General features: G+C 69.6%; 16 protein-coding genes. 5 read left to right on the forward strand and 11 right to left on the reverse strand.

Features of this window, described 5'->3' with window-relative positions; all coding sequences use genetic code 11:
* Positions 1-58: 58 nt before the first annotated feature.
* From ACFUCU_RS14960 to ACFUCU_RS14970, 3 genes are read right to left on the reverse strand one after another with little or no spacing between them, the layout of a single operon-like run.
* A complete protein-coding gene (locus tag ACFUCU_RS14960) occupies positions 59-1,675 on the reverse strand; it encodes a dihydrolipoamide acetyltransferase family protein (protein ID WP_377973274.1) in 1,617 nt (538 codons plus the stop codon).
* A gap of 2 nt (positions 1,676-1,677) precedes the next feature.
* Entirely contained in the window at positions 1,678-2,790 is a 1,113-nt protein-coding gene (locus ACFUCU_RS14965) for an alpha-ketoacid dehydrogenase subunit beta (protein ID WP_377973275.1), read from the reverse strand.
* A complete protein-coding gene (locus tag ACFUCU_RS14970; RefSeq protein WP_377973276.1) occupies positions 2,787-4,004 on the reverse strand; it encodes a thiamine pyrophosphate-dependent dehydrogenase E1 component subunit alpha in 1,218 nt (405 codons plus the stop codon). The genes ACFUCU_RS14965 and ACFUCU_RS14970 overlap by 4 nt, the downstream gene beginning before the upstream one ends.
* A gap of 159 nt (positions 4,005-4,163) precedes the next feature.
* Between ACFUCU_RS14970 and ACFUCU_RS14975 the strand changes: the two genes are divergently transcribed.
* The gene (locus ACFUCU_RS14975; protein WP_377973277.1) at positions 4,164-4,625 is read left to right on the forward strand and encodes an Lrp/AsnC family transcriptional regulator; all 462 of its coding nucleotides are present in this window, start codon (positions 4,164-4,166) and stop codon (positions 4,623-4,625) included.
* Positions 4,626-4,659: 34 nt separating this feature from the next.
* Here ACFUCU_RS14975 and ACFUCU_RS14980 read toward each other — a convergent pair whose 3' ends face one another.
* From ACFUCU_RS14980 to paaA, 6 genes are read right to left on the reverse strand one after another with little or no spacing between them, the layout of a single operon-like run.
* Complete coding sequence (locus tag ACFUCU_RS14980; RefSeq protein WP_377973278.1) at positions 4,660-5,439, reverse strand: enoyl-CoA hydratase/isomerase family protein; 780 nt, start codon at positions 5,437-5,439, stop codon at positions 4,660-4,662.
* Positions 5,440-5,483: 44 nt separating this feature from the next.
* Complete coding sequence (paaE, locus tag ACFUCU_RS14985) at positions 5,484-6,716, reverse strand: 1,2-phenylacetyl-CoA epoxidase subunit PaaE (protein ID WP_377973279.1); 1,233 nt, start codon at positions 6,714-6,716, stop codon at positions 5,484-5,486.
* Positions 6,717-6,731: 15 nt separating this feature from the next.
* A complete protein-coding gene (gene paaD / locus ACFUCU_RS14990) occupies positions 6,732-7,295 on the reverse strand; it encodes a 1,2-phenylacetyl-CoA epoxidase subunit PaaD (protein ID WP_377973315.1) in 564 nt (187 codons plus the stop codon).
* An 11-nt stretch (positions 7,296-7,306) separates the two neighbouring features.
* Positions 7,307-8,245 carry a 1,2-phenylacetyl-CoA epoxidase subunit PaaC gene (gene paaC / locus ACFUCU_RS14995; RefSeq protein ID WP_377973280.1) on the reverse strand — a complete coding sequence of 313 codons (939 nt, stop codon included), beginning with the start codon at positions 8,243-8,245 and terminating at the stop codon, positions 7,307-7,309.
* Positions 8,242-8,547, reverse strand: coding sequence for a 1,2-phenylacetyl-CoA epoxidase subunit PaaB (paaB, locus tag ACFUCU_RS15000; protein WP_290256078.1), 306 nt, complete (start codon positions 8,545-8,547; stop codon positions 8,242-8,244). Before paaB ends, paaC begins: the two co-directional genes overlap by 4 nt.
* On the reverse strand, positions 8,544-9,596 hold the full coding sequence (paaA, locus tag ACFUCU_RS15005) for a 1,2-phenylacetyl-CoA epoxidase subunit PaaA (protein ID WP_290256080.1): 1,053 nt from the start codon (positions 9,594-9,596) through the stop codon (positions 8,544-8,546). The genes paaB and paaA overlap by 4 nt, the downstream gene beginning before the upstream one ends.
* Before the next feature lie 219 nt (positions 9,597-9,815).
* On the opposite strand from paaA, the gene ACFUCU_RS15010 reads away from it, so the two are divergent.
* The 4 genes from ACFUCU_RS15010 (at position 9,816) to ACFUCU_RS15025 (ending at position 16,440) form a co-directional block, all read left to right on the forward strand.
* Entirely contained in the window at positions 9,816-10,940 is a 1,125-nt protein-coding gene (locus ACFUCU_RS15010; RefSeq protein ID WP_377973281.1) for an LCP family protein, read from the forward strand.
* 25 nt (positions 10,941-10,965) lie between these two features.
* Complete coding sequence (locus tag ACFUCU_RS15015; protein ID WP_377973282.1) at positions 10,966-13,206, forward strand: S9 family peptidase; 2,241 nt, start codon at positions 10,966-10,968, stop codon at positions 13,204-13,206.
* A 122-nt stretch (positions 13,207-13,328) separates the two neighbouring features.
* Positions 13,329-14,006 (forward strand): peptidoglycan-binding protein, encoded by a 678-nt coding sequence (locus tag ACFUCU_RS15020; protein WP_377973316.1) that lies wholly within the window; start codon positions 13,329-13,331, stop codon positions 14,004-14,006.
* Positions 14,007-14,013: 7 nt separating this feature from the next.
* Positions 14,014-16,440: a hypothetical protein gene (locus ACFUCU_RS15025; RefSeq protein ID WP_377973283.1), complete on the forward strand. Its 2,427-nt coding sequence runs from the start codon at positions 14,014-14,016 to the stop codon at positions 16,438-16,440.
* Between the two features lie 128 nt (positions 16,441-16,568).
* On the opposite strand, the gene ACFUCU_RS15030 is transcribed toward ACFUCU_RS15025, so the two are convergent.
* Both ACFUCU_RS15030 and pta read right to left on the reverse strand, forming a co-directional pair.
* Positions 16,569-17,729, reverse strand: coding sequence for an acetate kinase (locus ACFUCU_RS15030; RefSeq protein WP_377973284.1), 1,161 nt, complete (start codon positions 17,727-17,729; stop codon positions 16,569-16,571).
* Positions 17,730-17,738: 9 nt separating this feature from the next.
* Positions 17,739-19,865: a phosphate acetyltransferase gene (gene pta / locus ACFUCU_RS15035; protein WP_377973285.1), complete on the reverse strand. Its 2,127-nt coding sequence runs from the start codon at positions 19,863-19,865 to the stop codon at positions 17,739-17,741.
* Positions 19,866-19,951 lie beyond the last annotated feature (86 nt).

The raw sequence follows: 19,951 nt of genomic DNA on the forward strand, positions 1-19,951 counted from the left end.
CGACGCTTGGCCGGCGTGGTTGGTGCGATGTTCAGGGCTCGATTCTACCCACCGGCGCTTAGAGATCCGCCAGCACGGCTCCCGGGTTTTCGATCGCGTCCGCGACGTAGCGCAGGAAGCCGCCCGCGGTGCCGCCGTCGCAGACCCGGTGGTCGAAGGTCAGCGTGAGCTCGGTGACCTTACGGACGGCGAGCTCCCCGTTGACCACCCAGGGCTTGTCGATAATCCGGCCCACACCGAGGATCGCCACCTCGGGGTGGTTGATGATCGCCGCGGAGCCGTCGACGCCGAAGACGCCGTAGTTGTTCAGCGTGAAGGTGCCGCTGCCCAGTTCCGCCGGGGTCGCCTTGCCCTCGCGCACGACGGCGGTGAGCCGGCGGATCTCGGCGTCCAGCCCGCGGGCGCTGAGCTTGTCGGCGTTCCGGATGGACGGGACCATCAGGCCGCGGTCCGTCTGCGCGGCGAACCCAAGGTTGATGCCGTCGAACGCCACGATCTCCTGGCCGGTTCCGCCGTCGGCATCGCCGGTGGTGACGATCCGGGTGTTCAGCTCCGGGTACTTCCTGAGCCCGGCGGTGACGAACCGGGCGATGAAGGCGAGCAGGCCAGGGGTGTGGTGCGGGTCGGCCTTCTTGAGGCCGGCGCGCAGCTCGACCAGCGCGGTCGCGTCCACGTCCACCCAGACGGTGGCCTCGGGGATTTCAGAGCGGCTGCGGCTCATGTTCACGGCGACGGCCTTGCGCACGCCGCGCACCGGCGTCCGGCCGGTGATGCCGAGCCCGGTCCGGGAGTCGGTCCCGCCGGCGGAGGTAATTTCCGGTGTTGAGACCGGCGCGGTCTGCGGTGCGGTCACGGCTTGCTGCTCGGCCGGCGCAGGCTTGATGGCGGCCTCGACGTCGCGCCGCATGATCATCCCGCTGGTCCCGGAACCTTGGAGTCCCCCCAAATCAACCCCATGGTCCCGGGCCATCCGCCGCACCAGCGGGGAAATCACTGCCCCCAGCTTCCCCGGCACCCGGGTCCGCATGAGGATCAGCTCATCGGCGGCCTTCTCGGCCTCCGAAACCTGAACAGCCCCGGCTTCGGCCCCGGAGGCCCGCTTCGGAGCCCGCGTCCGCCGGGCCACCCCATGCCCGCCCGGCGTCCCGTACCCAATGAGCACGTTCCCGGACCCGGCCTTCTCCTCCTCGCGGTAGGCCTCGGCCGCAGCGGCGGAAGGTGAGGCTGAAGCAGCAGGTGAGTCAGCGACGGCGGAAGGTGCGTCAGAAGCAGGCCCAGCCGACGCAGGCAATGCCGCCCCGGGAGTGGCATCGGGCCTTCCGGAGCCGGACGGCATGCTGCTTGCAGAAATGCCGTCCGGCGAAGGGGCGGGGGCGGCATTGCCTGTGGCGGCGCCACCAGCGGCCCCACGGGCCGAAACGGAAGCAGCACCCACGGGAGTCACGGAAATCAGCGGCTTCCCGACGTCGAGCGTCTGGCCGGGCTCGCCGTGCAGGACGGCGACGGTGCCGGCGTATGGCGAGGGGACCTCGACCATGGACTTGGCGGTCTCCACCTCGGCGATGGGCTGGTCGACGCGGATTTCGTCACCGACGGCGACGAGCCAGTTGACCAGTTCGGCTTCGGTGAGGCCTTCGCCGAGGTCGGGCAGGAGAAATACTTTCGGTTCGCTCATGGTCAGTCTTCCCACTGGAGGTCGTCGACGGCGTCGAGGATGCGGTCCACGCCGGGCAGGTAGTAGTGCTCGAGTTTGGGCGCCGGGTAGGGCACGTCGAAGCCGGTGACGCGCCGGATCGGGGCGGCGAGGTGGTGGAAGCAGCGTTCCTGGACCCGGGCCACAATCTCGGAGGCGACGGAGGCAAAGCCGTGGGCCTCGGCGATGACGACGGCGCGGCCGGTCTTGCGGACGGAGGCGGCGACGGTTTCGTCGTCGAACGGGACGATTGACCGGACGTCGATCACCTCGAGGGAGCGGCCCTCCTCCGCGGCCGCCGCGGCGGCGGCGAGCGCGGTGGGGACCGACGGGCCGTAGGCAATCAGGGTGGCGTCGGTGCCGGGGCGGGCGACGGCGGCGCGGCCCTCGGAGGAGGTGCCGCGTGCGGCGTTGGCGTCGTGTTCGGCCCGGAGCGCACCCAGGTCCACCTGGTCCTTGGACCAGTAGAGCTTCTTGGGCTCCATGAACATGACCGGGTCGTCGGAGTCGATGGCTTCGCGGAGCATCCGGTACCCGTCGGCCACCGTGGCCGGCGTGTAGACCTTGAGGCCCGCGGTGTGTGCGTAATAGGCCTCGGAGGAGTCGCAGTGGTGCTCGACGCCGCCAATGCCGCCGGCGTAGGGCACCCGGATCACGATGGGCAGCTTCAGGGCACCCTTGGTGCGGTTGTGCATCTTGGCGACGTGGCTGACGATCTGCTCGAAGGCCGGGTAGGCGAACGCGTCGAACTGCATCTCGATGACGGGCCGCATGCCGTTCATCGCCATGCCGACGGCCATGCCCACGATCCCGGATTCGGCCAGCGGGGTGTCGAAGCAGCGGTTCTGCCCGAAGGTTGCCGTCAGCCCATCGGTGATGCGGAAGACGCCGCCGAGCAGGCCGACGTCCTCGCCGAAGACCAGAACGGAGTCGTCGGCGCGCATGGCGTCAGCCATCGCGGTGTTGAGGGCCTTGGCCAGGGTGAGGGGCTGGGGACCGGTCTGCTCGGCTTCGACGGCGGCCTTCGCGGCGGCGCGGGCGGTGGCGGCGCTGACGTTGCCGTTGGCCTCGGAGGAGGTGGTGACGGTGGGGCTCATCGTGCGGACTCCTCGGAGGTTGCTGCGGCGTCGCGGGCCAGCTCGTCGGCGAGCTGCGCGGACTGTTCCTTCAGTTGCGGTGTGGGGGTGGAGAAGACGTAGGACAAGAGGTCCTGCGGGTTCACCGGGACATCCTCGCCCAGCCCCTCTCGGAGCTGGGCGGCGACCGCCTCGGCGCGGTCGGCGATCCGGGCGGCGCCGGCGTCGTCGAGCAGTTCGCGCTCCGTCAGGTAGGTCCGCATCCGGGTGAGCGGGTCCTTGGCCAGCCATTCGGCTACCTCACTGTCCTGGCGGTAGCGGGTGGCGTCGTCGGCGTTGGTGTGGGCCTGCATGCGGTAGGTGTGGGCCTCCACCAGCAGCGGGCCGGAGCCTTCGCGGGCCAGCTTCACGGCCCGGCCCAGCACGGCGAGCAGCGCCACCAGGTCGTTGCCGTCCACGCGTTCGCCGGCCATGCCATAGCCCACGGCCTTGTGCGCGAGCGACGGCGCCACCGACTGGTGCGCCAGCGGCACGGAGATGGCGTACTGGTTGTTCTGGACGAAGAAGATCACCGGAAGGTGGAAGACGGCGGCGAAGTTCAGGGCCTCGTGGAAGTCCCCCTCGCTGGTGGCGCCGTCGCCGCACATGGCGAGGACCACGGTGTCCTCGCCGCGCAGCTTGGCCGCGTGGGCGACGCCGACGGCGTGCAGCAACTGGGTGGTCAGCGGCGTGCACTGGATCCCGACCTTGTGCCTGGCCGGATCGTAGCCGCCGTGCCAGTCGCCGCGGAACAGCGTCATGGTCTGGACGGGGTCCACGCCGCGGGCCATCACGGCCACGGAGTCGCGGTAGGTGGGGAAGATCCAGTCGCCCTCGGCGAGGCAGAGGGCGGCTGCCACCTGGCAGGCTTCCTGGCCGTGGCTGGAGGGGTAGACGGCCATCCGGCCCTGCCGGACCAGGGCGGAGTTCTGGTCGTTGACCCGGCGTCCGACGACGAGCTCTTCGTAGGCGGCGAGCAGCTCCGCATCGCCGGGGAGTCCGTATTCGTGGCCGGGCTGCGCGCCCTGCTCGGTGTGCGCGTTCGGCGTCCCGTCCGGGCTCACCATCTGGATCGGGTGCCGGGCGGGCAGCATGTAATCCTCGACCGTGATCCCGAACTTGCGTACCGCCTCGCTGGCGGCGCTGCCCTGCCGGGTCTCGGATTCCTGTGCAGCGGAGTCCGCGGAGATCGTCATTGGTCCGTCCTTCTGTAGCCACTATTCGCACCAAGTATGCTTCCAAAGGCGCTTTCGTATCCACGCCCGGGCAAGATCGTGGAGACTTCATCTCAAACGGCTTACTCTTGAAGACAAATCGTAAGTGTGAGCTGGGTTACCGGCGGGAGTTGAAGACAAATGGCAGGAACCGAATCGGAGCAGGCGGTGCCGCTGGACGAGGTGGACCGGAGCATCATCGCCGAGTTGACCCGAGACGGGCGCATGTCCGTGACCCAAGTGGCCGAAAACGTGCACATTTCCCGGGCCCACGCCTATTCGCGCATCTCCCGCCTGACCGGCGAGGGCGTGCTGACCAAGTTCACGGCCCTGGTGGACCCCATCAAGGCCGGACTGAAGTCCTCCGCCTACGTGACGCTCAAGGTGCGGCAGCACTCCTGGCGGGAGCTCCGCGAGCTGCTGCGGGCCATTCCGGAGGTTCACCACGTCGCGTTGGTCGGCGGGGACTTCGACGTCATCCTGCTGGTGCGGGCCGTGGACAACGTGGATCTGCGCCGGGTGATCTTCGACCAGCTGCAGTCCATGCCGGGGGTGCTGGACACCCAGACGTTCCTGGTCTTCGAGGACCTGGACACACGCTGACGCAGGAAGTGGTGGGAATCGCCGGCGGCCCGGGTCAGCCCTTGAAGACCGGCGTGCGCTTTTCCTGGAAGGCCAGGAAGCCCTCGGCGTAGTCCTCGCTCTTGCAGAGCCGGGCCTGCTCGGAGTTCTCCTCCGCCATGGACTGCCAGAGGCCCAGCCGCTGATCGCGGATGTGGGCCACCAGCTCCTTGCTGGCGGTGAAGGCGCCGGTGGGCCCGCCGGCGACCTTGGCAACGATGCCGCGGGTGGTTTCCAGCAGTTCCTCTGCCGGGAGCGCACGGCTGAAGAGCCCCTGCGCCACCGCCTCGGTGCCGGAGATCAGCTCCGCGGTGTAGATCAGGTCCAGGGTGCGGTGCATCCCGAGACGCTCGGTGAAGTACCAGTGCCCGCCGGAGTCCAGCGTGGCGCCGAGCTTGGCAAACGGCGAGCCGAACTTCGCATTCTCCGCCACGTACACCACGTCCGTGGCGAGCAGCAGTCCCAGTCCCACCCCCAGGCAGGCGCCCTGCGCGGCGGCGAAGGTGGGCGCCGGGAAGGCGCTCATCTTCTCCATCAACGGCTGCACCAGGCCGCCGAGGTAGGCCTCGGCGTCGTCGTTCGCGGGGGTGACGCCGGCGATGTCCCGGCCCGCGCAGAATGCCCGGCCCTCGCCGCGAAGCAGCATCGCCCGCACCTCGCCGCGCGCGGCGGCGGCCGCGGCGTCGTCGTAGGCCCGGTCCAGGTCCCGCAGTGCCTGCTCGTCGAGTGAGTTCAGCTTCTGCGGGGCGTCCAGGACGATCTCGGCGACGCCGTCGGCGATGGTCAGGGAAATCATGCGGCTCCTAGGCATGGAAGGGCAGACGGGGAAATGGGGCGGGTTTAGACGTCGAAGTCGACGGTGACACTGGGGGTGGTGGGGTGCGACTGGCAGGTCAGCACGTACCCCTTATCCAGTTCGTCCTGTTCCAGCGCGTAGTTCTCGTCCATCGTGACGGAACCCGTGACCACCTTGGCCCGGCAGGTGCCGCAGACGCCGCCGGCGCAGGCGAAGGGGACGTCCGGGCGGACCCGGAGTGCGGCGTTGAGGATGGACTCGCGGGCGTGGGTGGGGCTGGCCACCTCGCCCTGCAGCCCGTCGAGGGTGAAGGTGATCTTGTAGGTTTCCTGGGATTCGTCGGCCACCACCGGCCGGCCAATGTTGCCCTCGGGACGGTCCGGCTTGCCGGAGGTGAACAGCTCGAAGCGGATGTGCTCGGGCTTGACCCCGCGGGCGGCGAGGGTGTCGCGGCACAGCTGTACCAGTTCGAACGGGCCGCAGAGGAACCATTCATCCACGTCGTCGGCGTGGATGGCGGTGCCCAGCAGCGCCTCGAGCTTCTCGGCATCGATCCGGCCACTGAGCAGCGGGGCGATCCGCTGCTCGCGGGAGAGCACGTGGTGCAGGGCCAGCCGGGACGGGTACTTGTCCTTGAGGTCCGCGAGTTCCTCCAGGAACATCACGTCCATGGCCGCCTTGTTGGCGTAGATCAGGTCGAACCGGGTGTCCGGGTGCGCGGCCAGCAGGGTCCGGGCGATAGCGATCACGGGGGTGATGCCGGAGCCGGCGGCGATCGCCACGAAGTTCCCGGCCTCGCCGGCGAGCTCGGTTTCCATCTCCTGCGGACGGTTCATGGACGTCATGAGGTTTTGCTCCTGGCCGTCCCTGCCGTGCTTTGAGACGAACGCGCCCATCGGGCTCATCACGTCCAGCACGTCCCCGGCCTTGAGCTCCGCGTTGGCCCAGGTGGAGAACAGGCCGCCCAAGTCCTTTTTGATGGCCACGCGGATCTCGCTGCTGCCGTCCGCGAAGCTGCGCGGCTCCGCGCAGATCGAGTAGCTGCGGCGGATCTCGTGCCGTTCCCCGGCGGCGTCCGGAAGGGTGGTGCGCAGGGCAACGTACTGTCCGGGCAGGTAGTCGAACTGGCCGGCGAGTTCGGCCGGGACGGCGAAGGTGACCTCGATCGCGTCGTCGGTGAGCCTGCGGACCTGGTCCACGGTCAGCGGGTGGAAGGACGCACGACGGCGGCCGGTGGCTGCCGCCGTCTCGGCGGCGGTCTGGCGGACAACGGTCATGGTTGCACCTGTTCCTTACAAGACTTTGAAGTAATCGAACGGTTCCTTACAGTCCTGACAGACGTAGAGCGCCTTGCAGGAGGTGGAACCGAAGCGGGTGAGTTCCTTGGTGTGCAGCGAGGAACACTGCGGGCATTTCACGGCCAGGCTCAGCCGGACCGGGCCGGAGTGGCCGCCGGCGCGGGAATGGCCGGAGGGCGGGGCGATGCCATACTGCTCCAGCTTGGCCTTGCCCTCCTCGCTCATCCAGTCGGTGGTCCAGGCCGGGGACAGCACCAGGTCCACGTCGACGCGCGGGTACCCGGCGGCGTGGAAGGCCGCGGTGAGGTCGTCGCGGATGGTGTCCATGGCCGGGCAGCCCGAGTAGGTGGGCGTGATGGTGACCCGCACCGCCGGGACCATGCCGCCGTCGCCCGCGTCCGGTTCCTTCGCCACTTGGACATCCCGGAGGATGCCGAGGTCGGCGATGGTCAGGACGGGGATTTCGGGATCGCAGACCGTCGCGGCAAGGTCCCAGGCCTTCTGCTCCGCGGACTTCGGGCTGGGGGCAGCGTCCGCCGTCGGGTGGCTGAGGTACATCTCGGCCATGGTTACCAGCTCGCTCCGGGATGCTCGCGAGCCAGGACCTGCATCTCGGCGAGCAGGTAGCCCAGGTGTTCGGAGTGCAGGCCGCGGCGGCCGCCACCGGGGGCGGGCTGGACCTTCGGGACCTCGAGTTCGGCCTCGGTCAGCACCTCTCCGGTCAGCCGGTCGAAGTCGGCGCGCAGGGTGGAGGGCTGGACGGAGACGCCGGCGTCGCTGAGCCGGCCGGTGAGCTCGTCGTCGCGGAACAGTTCGTCCACGTAGGGCCAGACCACGGCCAGGCCGTGGATCATCCGGGCCCGGGATTCCTCCGTGCCGAGGGCCAGGCGCAGCACCCACTGGGCGCTGTGGTCCCGGTGGTAGTCGACTTCCTTGACCGCCTTCGCGGCGATGCCGGCAATCATGGCGTCGCTCGACTGGGACAGCCGGCGGTAGAGCTCGAACTGGTAGTAGCTGACGGCGAACTGCCGGGCGATGGTGACCGCGAAGTCGCCGTTGGGCTGCTCGAAGAGCTGCACGGAGCGGAACTCGTGCTCGCGGCGGAAGTAGGCCAGGTCGTCCTCGCTGCGGCCGTCCAGGCCGCCTGCATAGGTCAGGAAGGAACGGGCGTGGCCCAACTGGTCCAGGGCAATGTTGCCCAAGGCAATGTCCTCTTCCAGCTCGGGGGCGCGGGAGATCCAGTGGCTCAGGCGCTGGGCGAGGATCAGGGCGTCGTCGCCCAGGCGCAGGGCCAGCTCGGCGGCATCCGCGTCCGGTGTGGCGGTGCCGCGGCTGACGGCGAGGGCGATGTCCTCGGGGCGGAGGGCGTTGCCGGGGGTGATGCGGGTGGCGCTGGCCATGCCGTCGCCGCCCGCTCCCGCACCCGCGACACCGACGGAGATATCTCCGTGGCCGCCGTCATGGTCCGTCGCCGAGGCGTTGGTGGTGACTGCTTCGGGGGTGCTCACAGGTGCTTCACGCCCTCGCTCTTGGTGTAGTAGGTGGCGTGCCGGTAGTCCTTGCCCTGGGGGGACTCGAAGAAGGAGCCCTTGGCGTCCGGATCGGAGGAGGCGATGGCCTCGGCCGGGACCACCCAGATGGAGACGCCCTCATTGCGGCGGGTGTAGAGGTCGCGGGCGTTTCGCAGCGCCATTGCCGCATCCGGGGCGTGCAGGGATCCGGCGTGGACGTGGGACAGTCCGCGGCTGGAGCGGACGAAGACTTCCCAGATCGGCCAGACATTGCCGGCATGGGGTTCGGGGGTTGTCATGCGACTTCCTTCGCTGCGTTCTTCTTGGCCTGCTTCTCGGCGTAGGCCGCTGCGGCCTCGCGCACCCAGGCGCCGTTCTGGTGGGCTTCGCGGCGCCGTTCCAGGCGCTGGGCGTTGCACTGGCCGCGGCCGGCGATGACCTCGTGGAATTCATCCCAGTCCAGCGGGCCGTGTTCCCACTTCTTCGTTTCCTCGTTGAAACGGATGTCCTCGTCCGGCAGGGTCAGGCCCAGGACCTTGACCTGCTCCATCATCATGCCGACGAAGCGGTTGCGGAGCTCGTCGTTGCTGAAGCGCTTGATGTTCCAGGCCATGGACTGCTTGGAGTTGGGCGAGTCGTCATCCGGCGGGCCGAACATCATCAAGGCCGGGGCGTACCAGCGGTTCACGGCGTCCTGGGCCATCTGCTTCTGCGCGGGGGTGCCGTGGGAGAGTTCCAGCAGGATCTCGAAGCCCTGGCGCTGGTGGAAGGACTCTTCCTTGCAGACCCGGACCATGGCGCGGCCGTAGGGCCCGTAGGAGGCACGGCACAGCGGGACCTGGTTGGCGATTGCGGCGCCGTCGACCATCCAGCCGATCGCGCCCATGTCCGCCCAGGTGCGGGCAGGGTAGTTGAAGATGGAGGAGTACTTGGCCTTGCCGTCCATCAGGTCCTGCATCATCTGGTCCCGCGGCTGGCCGAGGGTCTCGGCGGCGGAGTACAGGTAGAGCCCGTGGCCGGCCTCGTCCTGGACCTTGGCCATCAGGATGGACTTGCGCTTCAGGCTGGGGGCGCGGGTGATCCAGTTCGCCTCCGGCTGCATGCCGATGATTTCGGAGTGCGCGTGCTGGGAGATCTGCCGCACCAGGGTCTTGCGGTACGCCGCCGGCATCCAGTCGCGGGGCTCGATCCGGGAATCGTCCGCCATCACCTTGTCGAAGTAGGCCTGGCCTTCGGCATCACGGCGGGCCGCGTCCTCGGGGCTCATTTCGTGCCGGCTCTCGAGCCGTGAATCGTGCCGTGCCGGCGAAGGCTCGGCGGGCACTGACTGCAGGGTCTGCGATGCCATGGTTGCTCCTATGCGTTTCCGATAAATAATTACCGACCGTTCGTTCAGGATATGCGGAAGGTTCGGAGCGCGTCAAGCACCGGGCGCCACGGCGCAGGCGTGTTTCCGGGCCGGGCCGAGAGCCGGTGGTAGCGTCTGCACCACGCGGACCGGCAGTGCGCCCGGGCCGTGAGGACCACTCCGCGGCACCGGCAACGGGCCGCGGTGGAAGGGGGCGACGTGAACGACGATGTTCAGGGCGGACAGGGAGATCGGGCCGGCAGTACAGGTGGGGCCGGCGGCGCGGCTGCCGCGGGTACAGGGGCCGGTGCCGGGCCGGGCGCGGTTCTTCGACGGCGGCGCATCCTGCTGATCGGCGGCGCGGCACTGCTGGTGGCGGTGCTGGCGGTGGCCGCCATCTGGTTGGGGCGTCCCCAGCCCGAGACCGTCCGGCCCGCCGCGCAGCCGACCCCCACGCCGTCGCCGTCGGCCTCCCCCAGCCCTACCCCCTCCCCCACTCCCACGCCGGAGCCGCCGGCGACCGACCTCAACCTCCTGATCATCGGCAGCGACAGCCGGGTCAACGCCCGGGCGGACGCGGTCGCGGGCGCGCCGTCGGACCAGCGCGGCGACGCCCTGATCTTCGTCCATTTGCCCGCGGACCGGCAGCACGTCTACGGCATCTCCATCATGCGCGACCTCTGGGTGGACATCCCGGACCACGGCCAGGCCAAGGTCAACGCGGCCCTGGAACTCGGCGGCATCGCCCTGCAGACCAGGACGGTCGAGGCCCTGCTGCAGACCCACATCGACCACACGGTGATGGCCGACTTCGAAGGGTTCGCCGCCCTGGCGGACGCCGTCGGCGGCATCGACGTGGACGTGACGCTGCCGTTCACCTCCACCCTGGAATCCGGCCACACGTTCACACCCGGGATCAACCACCTCACCGGCCCGCAGGCCCTGGACTTTGTCCGCGAGCGCAAAGCCTTCCCTGACGGCGACTATCAGCGGGTCCGGGACCAGCAGACCTTCCTCAAGGCGGTCCTCGCCAAGGCGGTGGGCAGCGGCGACCTGGCGGACCGGGCCACGACGCGCGCCTTCGTCACGGGCGTCCTGCCGCACGTCTCGGTCACCCCGGGACTTACCTTGGAAACCCTGGAACGGCTCTCCTACAGCATGCGTGGCACCCCGCCCGGGAACGCCGCCTTCTTCACGCTGCCGACGGCGGGAATAGGCACCAGCACGGACGGGCAGTCGATCGTGCTGCAGGACCCGGCGGCCACCGCCGAGGTGGCTGCCGCGCTGGCGGCCGGGACCCTGCCGGACTACATCGCCGCGCACGGTTTACAGAACGGGAACTGACACCGGTCACGGGTAGATTGGGTCCATGACTGAGACTCCCGCCGCCGGCAGCCCATCCGCCCCCGCCCAGGCCGCTCCGCAGCCGCCCGTCGCCCGGAAGGTTCCCACGCTCCGCACCCACCACGGGGATGTGTTCGAGGACAACTACGAGTGGCTGCGGGACAAGGAATCCGCCGAGGTCGTGGAGTTGCTGAAGGCCGAAAACGCCTACCAGGAGGCCGTCACCGCGCACCAGGAGCCGCTGCGCCAGGCCATCTTCGAGGAGATCAAGGGCCGGACCCAGGAGACGGACCTCTCAGTACCCAACCGCAAGGACGGCTGGTGGTACTACACCCGCTCGGTCGAGGGCAAGGAATACGGCATCCAGTGCCGCGTCCGCGCCCAGGACAGCGGCGACCCGGTGGCGGACTGGACGCCGCCCGCCGTCGAGGTCGGCGTCGCCATCCCCGGCGAGGAGGTCCTGCTCGACGGCAACATCGAGGCCGAGGGCAAGCCGTTCTTCTCCATCGGCGGCGCCGCCGTGACCATCGACGGGAACCTCTACGCCTACGCCGTGGACAACGCCGGCGACGAACGCTTCACGCTGCGGATCAAGGACCTGCGGACCGGCGAACTGCTGCCGGACGTGATCGAGAATGTCTTCTACGGGCTCTCCTTCTCCCCCGACGGCACCCGGATCTTTTACACCGTGGTGGATGCCTCCTGGCGGCCCTACCAGGTGAAGGCCCACGTCCTCGGCACCCCCGTGGCGGAGGACGAGGTGATCTACCAGGAGGACGACGTCGCCATGTGGCTCGGTTTCGAGCTCTCCGCGGACCGCCGCCATCTGGTCCTGGGCATCGGCTGCTCCGAGTTCAGCGAGACCCGGCTGCTGCGCTTCGATGACCCCGGCGCTGGCCTCACCACCGTCATCTCCCGCGACGAACGCATCCTCTACGAGGCCGAGCCGTTCCTGCTCGCCGACGCCTCCGGCGCCCCGCGCGAGACCATCCTGCTGACCCACAACAAGGACGCCATCAACTCCATGGTGTCCCTGGTGGACCCGGCCGAGCTCGCCAAGCCGGTCGCGGAGCAGCACTGGCAGACCGTCGTCGCCCACTCCGACGACGTCCGCGTCAACGGCGCCGGCGTCACCGCCACCCACCTGGTGCTCTCGATCCGGAAGGACACGATCGAACGCGTCCAGGTGGTGCCGCTGGCCGGGCTGGGCACGCCGGAGCAGGCCCCCGCCGTGGAACCGGCCTTCGACGAGGAGCTCTACACCGCCGGGGTCTCGGGCTCGGACTACGAGGCGCCGGTGATCCGGATGGGCTACACGTCCTACTTCACCCCGTCCCGCGTCTACGATTTCGTGCTGCCGACGCCCGAACGCCCCGCCGGCGAGCTGCTGCTGCGCAAGGAAAGCCCGGTGCTGGGCGGCTACTCCGCCGCCGACTACGTCGCCACCCGGGAATGGGCGGAGGCCTCCGACGGCACCCGGATCCCGCTCTCGGTGCTGCGGCACGCCTCCGTGGCGAGGGATTCCAGCGCGGCCGGCCTGGTGTACGGCTACGGCTCCTACGAGATGAGCATGGACCCCGGCTTCGGGATCGCCCGGCTCTCGCTCCTGGACCGCGGAATCGTGTTCGTGATTGCGCACATCCGCGGCGGCGGCGAGCTGGGCCGGCACTGGTACGACGACGGCAAGAAGCTGCACAAGAAGAACACGTTCACGGACTTCATCGCGGCCACGGACTGGCTGGCCGGCTCCGGCTGGGTGGACCCGGCCCGGATCGCGGCGATGGGCGGATCGGCCGGCGGACTACTGATGGGCGCCGTCGCGAACCTGGCGCCGGAGAAGTACGCCGCCATCGTCGCCGCCGTCCCGTTCGTGGACGCGCTGACCACCATCCTGGACCCGGAGCTGCCGCTCTCGGCCCTGGAGTGGGAGGAGTGGGGCAACCCGATCACGGACCCCGAGGTGTACGCGTACATGAAGTCGTACACGCCGTATGAGAACGTCCACGCCGCGGCGTACCCGAAGATCGCGGCCGTGACCTCGTTCAACGACACCCGGGTGCTCTACGTTGAGCCGGCCAAGTGGGTGCAGCGGCTGCGGGAGGTCAACACCGGCAGTGAGCCGATCGTGATGAAGATCGAGATGGACGGCGGCCACGGCGGCGCGTCCGGCCGGTACGTGCAGTGGAAGGAACGGGCCTGGGACTACGCATTCGTGGCGGACTCCCTCGGCGCCACGGAACTGCTGCCGGGGGCCGGGCTGAAGTAACCCGGCCGGGGTGGTGCGTTATTTGCTAATCATGCTTACTATTGAGCGGCGTTAGGTGCCTTGGGGACACTGCCCGCTGGGGGCAGCAGAACGGGCGCCGGAAAATGGAGCCAATCGTGAGCATGGAATCTGCCGCCAACGGACTGTCCGATGAGGAACTGATGGCCGAGGGCGCCACCGCGCTGCCTGACAAGGAAGTCGCCTCCGTCCTGGACCTCAATGCCGACCTCAACCTTGGCATTAGTGCCGCGGCCCCGATCGACCTCGGCGTCGCGGCCAACGCCAACGTCGCCGCCCCGATCGACGCAGCCGCCTCCGCGAACGTCCTCTCCTTCGGCTCCGGGTCCCAGGCTCTGGCCGATCAGGGCACCCTGATTACCCAGGGCATCACCGGCGACGCCACCGCGCACTCCGTGCAGGACAGCGGGATCGACCAGGGTACCGCCACCCCCACCGACGGAACCGCCACCACGGGCACGACAGACCCCGCCGGCACCACCGCCGCCACGGACCCGACCACCACCACGACGGCCGACCCGACCGCGGCCGGCGCCCTGAACGGCAACTTGCTCAACGTCGACGTCAACCTCGACGCGAACGCCGGCATCGCCGCCCCGATCAACGGTGCGGTGGCCGCCAATGCCAACGTCGCCGCCCCGATCGACGCCGCTGTCGCCGCCAACATCGGCTCGATCGACAGCAACGCGACCGCCGTCGCCCAGCAGGACGCCATCATCAACCAGGACATCAACGGCAATGCCACGGCCGGGGCCGAGCAGCAGTCCACCCTGAAGCAGTAATCGGTCCATGACTAGCGTGCAGGGCGGGCCGTCCACCCAGGACGGCCCGCCGGCTCCTGCCCCCGACGCCGCCGCCCCGACCGCCGGCACCCTCCCGCCGCCGGCGCTGGCCGACGGCGTCCAACTCCTGGGCGAGACCAAGGGCTCCGGGTACAAGCAGGCCCCTTCCCTGGTCCGGCGCGCCGACGGCCAGACCATCCAGCTGACCAGTCTCCTGTATCTGGTCCTCGAGGCCGTGGACGGCCAACGCGGCCTCGAGGAGATCGCCGCCCACGCCGGGGCGGCCGCCGGGAAACCCATCAGCGCCGCCAACGTCCGGACCCTGATCGATCAACAACTGCTGCCGCTGGGGCTGTTGCGGCTGGCGGACGGCTCGCAGCCGGAGGTCCGCAAGGCCAACCCGCTGCTGGGCATGCGGTTCCGCTACTCGGTCACGGACCCCGAACGCACACGGAAGATCACGGCACCCTTCGCCACCCTTTTCAACCCGCTGATCGTCGTAGCGGTTACCGCCGCCTTCCTGGCGATCTGCTGGTGGCTCCTCATGGTCAAGGGACTCGCCTCGGCCACGCACGAGGCCTTCGCCAACCCGGGGCTGGTGCTGCTGATCTTCGTCGTCACGGTCCTGTCAGCAGGCTTCCACGAGTTCGGCCACGCGGCCGCTGCCCGCCGCGGCGGCGCGACACCCGGAGCCATGGGCACCGGGCTCTACCTGATGTGGCCGGCCTTCTACACGGATGTCACCGACTCCTACCGGCTGGGACGGGCCGGCCGGATCCGCACCGACCTCGGCGGCCTCTACTTCAACGCCATCGTCGCGGTGGCCATCATGGGCATCTGGTGGGCCACCGGCTTCGACGCCCTGCTCCTGGTGGTGGTCACCCAGATCCTGCAGATGGTCCGCCAGCTCATGCCCATGGTCCGCTTCGACGGCTACCACATCCTTGCGGACGCCACCGGTGTGCCGGACCTCTTCCAGCGGATCAAGCCCACCCTGCTGGCGCTGATTCCCTGGCGCAAAACCGACCCGCAGGCGCAGCTGCTCAAGCCCTGGGCCCGCGCCGTCGTCACTCTCTGGGTCCTCGTCACCGTGCCGCTGCTGGTCTTCAGCCTGGTCACCATGGTCCTCACGCTTCCCCGCGTGGTGGGCACTGCCTGGGACAACGGTGTCAAACAGCAGGCCGCACTCGCCCACAGTCTGGCAACCGGCGACCCCACGGATGCCGCCGTGCGGGTCCTCGCACTGATCTGCATCGCACTGCCCGTGGCCGGCATCCTCTACATCCTGATCCGGCTGGGCCGGCAGCTCATCACCGGGCTGTGGCAGAAGACCCGCGGCAAGGCCTGGCAGCGCGGCGTGGCCCTCGCCGCGGTCGCCGCCGTCGTGGCAGGCCTCGCCTGGGCATGGTGGCCCGCCGGGGGGACCTACCGGCCCGTCCAGCCCTACGAACGCGGGACGCTGACCGACGCCACCACCGCCATCTTCCCCACCGCCACCGGGCGCGACCTGAAGCAGGGCCAGGCGGGTCGGACCGTGGCGCTCTGGCCGCAGGGCGCCCGCAAGCCCACCCGGGAAGAACCGCAACTGAGCATGGTGTTGGTCCCCAGGGCTTCTGCGACGTCGCCCGGCGCCGCGGGCGCCACCGCACCGGCGGCGGCGCCGTCGTGGGTGTTCCCCTTCGATAAGCCGGCCGCCCCCGACGATGGCGGCAACCAGGCCCTCGCCGTGAACACCACGGACGGATCTGTCGTCTACGACGTCGCCTTCGCTCTGGTGTGGGCCGACGACGGCGCGGACGTCCTGAACACCAACGAGGCCTACGCGTTCGCGAGCTGCAAGGACTGCGCGGCCGTGGCCGTGGGATTCCAGGTGGTCCTGATTGTGGGGCAGGCCGACGTCGTGGTGCCGCAGAACCTCTCCACCGCCGCGAACTACAACTGCGTCCGCTGCCTCACCTATGCCCTCGCAAACCAGCTGGTCCTGACCCTCGACGGACCACTGAGCGCCGATGGCACGGCCAAACTGAACGCGCTCTGGCAGCAGATCGCCGACTATGGCCGGAACCTGCAAAACGTGCCGCTCTCGGAGATCCAGGGGACGCTGGAGGGCTTCAAGAAGCAGATCATGGACGTGGTCCAGGCCGACCCCAGCGCCAAGCCGCGCGGGGCCACGGCTACGAGTACCCCCACTCCGGGTGGGACCGGAACCGCGACGGCGCCGGCAACCCCTTCGCCGGAGGCCCCGCAAACGCCAACAACCGGCGCCACGGAGCAGCCCGCTCCGGGTACGACGGCCGCGCCCGGACCGGCCGAAACGACCGTCCCGGATGCCACGGTCTCGTCCGAGCCCAGCCAGCCTGCCGGCGACGCCGTCGCACCCGCCCCGGTTGCGACGTCGGCCGCCCCTACAGGCACAGCCGCACCGTCGCCGTAAGGGGCTGAGCACGGGACCAATTGCCAGAGATGGTCGCTATGGAACTCCCATAGCGACCATTTCCGGCAAGTCGACGGCTTCACTTCGCGAACGTTCCAGCGGAACCTAGCCGAGAAACGCCCACGGACCTACCGGGAAGCGGAGACGACGGCGGCGGTCGCCTCGGCGATGGCGCGCTCCTCGTCCGTGGGGACCACCAGGACGGGGATGGCGGACTCCGGCGTCGAGATCACCCGCGGTTCCTTCGAGCGTTCCCGGTTCAGGGCGGTGTCCAGCTCGATGCCCAGCGCGCCGAGCCGTTCGGCCACGAGGTTCCGGAACTGGTGGGAGTTCTCCCCGATCCCGGCGGTGAAGACCAACGCCTTCGCCCCGCCGACGGCCACGTGGTAACCGCCGATGTACTTGGCCAGCCGGTAGGAGGCCACCGCAAGCGCCATGGCGGCCTTCGCGTCGCCGGCCTCGGCGGCCTCGACCACGGAGCGCATGTCGTTGTTCCCGGCGAGGCCCTTGAGCCCGGACTGGCGGTTCAGCATGGAATCGATGTCCTCGGCTGACCAGCCGGCGCGGCCGAGGAAGACCAGGATCGAGGGGTCCAGGTCGCCGGAGCGGGTCCCCATCACCAGTCCTTCGAGGGGCGTAAACCCCATCGAGGTGTCGATCGATTTCCCGCCGTGGATCGCGGTGACGGAGGCGCCGTTGCCCAGGTGGGCGATCACGGCGTCGAACTCCTCCACCGGCACGTCCAGCAGGGCCGCGGCCCGGTGCGCGACGTACTCGTACGAGGTGCCGTGGAAACCATACCGCCGGATGCCGTGGTTGGTGTACAGCTCATCCGGCACCGCGTAGCGCCAGGCGTGCTCGGGCAGGGTGCGGTGGAAGGCGGTGTCGAACACGGCCACCTGCGGCAGGTCCGGCCACTTCTTCGCGATGGCCCGGATGCCCAGGACGTTGGCCGGGTTGTGCAGCGGCGCCAGCGGGTTGAGCCGCTCGATGGCGCGGGTGATCTCGTTGTTGATCAGCTCCGGCTCCGCGAACCGCTCGCCGCCGTGCACCACGCGGTGGCCCACGGCGTCCAGGGCCCGGTCCCCCAGCGTCTCGTGGATGGCGCCGTCGACCAGTTCCAGCGCCTCGGCGTGGTCGCGGGGGCCCTCGACGGCGCCGTCTCCGCCGCCGCCGTTGCCCATGCCGATCCGTTCCACCAGCCCCTCGGCCAGGACGCTGCCGGCCGCCACGTCACGGACCTGGTACTTCAGCGAGGACGAACCGGAGTTGATGACGAGCACGAGCACGGGGGCCTCCTAGGCCTGGGCGTCGACGGACGGAACGGGCTGGGGCACTTCGTGTGATGCGGCTGCCGGCACGGACTGGGCCTGGATGGCGGTGATCGCGACGGTGTTCAGGATGTCGTCCACGGTGCAGCCGCGCGAGAGGTCGTTGACCGGCTTGCGCAGGCCCTGCAGGACCGGCCCGACGGCGACCGCCCCGGAGGACTGCTGCACCGCCTTGTAGGTGTTGTTGCCGGTGTTCAGGTCCGGGAAGATGAACACCGTCGCCTGTCCGGCCACGGTGGAGCCCGGCATCTTCGAGGCCGCGATCGAGGCGTCGACGGCGGCGTCGTACTGGATGGGCCCCTCGACGGCCAGGTCCGGACGGCGGGCGCGGACCAGCTCGGTGGCCTTGCGGACGGCCTCCACGGCCTCCCCGGAACCGGAGCCGCCGGTGGAGTAGGACAGCATCGCCACCCGCGGTTCGACGCCGAACTGCGCGGCGGTCTCGGCCGAGGCGAGGGCAATGTCGGCGAGCTGTTCGACATTCGGCTCCGGGTTGACCGCGCAGTCGCCGTAGACCAGCACCCGGTCCGGCATCAGCATCAGGAACACCGAGGAGACGATCTTCACGCCCTCGCGGGTCTTCACGAACTCCAGGGCCGGCCGGATGGTGTGCGCCGTGGTGTGCGCGGCGCCGGAGACCATGCCGTCCACCACGCCGAGCTGGACCATCATGGTGCCGAAGTAGCTCTCGTCCTCCATCACCTCCAGCGCCTTCGCCAGGTCCACGCCCTTGTGCGCGCGCAGCTCCGCGTACTTCTCCGCGAAGCCCTGGCGCAGCTCGGAGGTGACCGGGTCCACGATATTGATCCCGGCCAGGTCGATGCCCTGGGTGGCGGCGAGCTCGCGGACCTCGGCCTCGCGGCCCAGCACTGTCAGGTCGCAGACGTCGCGGCGGTGCAGGATCTCCGCGGCCCGCAGGATCCGCACGTCCTTGCCCTCGGGCAGCACGATGTGGCGGCGCTGCGAGCGGGCCCTTTCGATCAGGTCGTGCAGGAACCGCAGCGGCGTCATCCGCTCCGGCCGGGGCAGGTGCAGCCGCTCCAGCAGCTCGGCTTCGTCCACCTGCTTGGACCACAGGCCCAGCGCGGAGGCCACCTTGCGGCGGTGCCCGGACCAGATCTCGCTGCGGACCTCGGAGACACGCTTGGCGGTGACGTAGGTGTCGTCCGGGGCGGCGAAGATCGGGAACGGCGCCTGGGCCAGCAGCGAGTAGATGGTGGGGTCGGGGGCCAGCCCGCCGGTAAGGATGAGCGCGGACGGGACCGGGAACTCGGGCGAGAACGATGAGGCCAGGCAGGCGACCAGCACGTCGGCGCGGTCGCCCGGGACGATTACCAGGGCGCCGTCGTCGAGTACGTGCAGGAAGTTCGCCACGTTCATGGCCGCCACCTTCACCGAGTGCACGTCCCGCTCCAGGTCAGGCAGGCCCGCCACCTGGCCGAGGCCAAGGGCGGACGCCACCTCGCCGGTGGTGGGACGGGCGATGTCCTCCAGCTCCGGGAAGACGTAGACCGGGCGGCCGGAGGCACCGGGCCGGACCGCGGCCGCGATCCCCTCCAGGTCCTCCGGCTCGGCGCGATTGACCATGATCGCCAGCAGCGTGCAGCGCTCGGCAATGAGCTCCTTGCGGGCCACCTCGACGGCGTCGGCGGTCTCCGCCACGGTGCGGCCCTTGGCGCCCACGACGGCGACGACGGGTGCCGAGAGGTTGTTGGCGAGCCGGGCGTTGAGGTCGAATTCGACGGCGGCGTCCTGGCCGGTGAGGTCCGTGCCCTCGATGATGATCACGTCGCAGTGGCGGCCCATCTCGGCGAAGATCTCGACGCAGCGGGAGTCGATTTCCTCGCGCTTGCCCTCGGCGAGGAGGCTGCGGACCTCCTCGAAGGTCAGCCCGCTCCGGCACCGGGCGTCGTCGAGGTCGAAGCGGGCCTTCATCAGCGAAACCATGGGGTCGACGTCGGCGTGGCCGTGGACGACGGGTTTGAAGAAGCCGATGCGGTCCGCGTGCCGGTGCAGCGTGTCCGCGAGGCCCAGGGCGACGAGGGACTTGCCGGATCCCGGCGTGGTTGCGCTGACGTAGATTCCCTTGGCCATGTGTCCCAGCATACTTACACCCCTTGACAGCGGGGCCCGCGATGGGATTACCTAATGAACATTCGGTAAATAAAGCTGGAGGCAAC

This window comes from Arthrobacter sp. NPDC057259 (assembly GCF_042668995.1).
Lineage (GTDB): Bacteria > Actinomycetota > Actinomycetes > Actinomycetales > Micrococcaceae > Arthrobacter.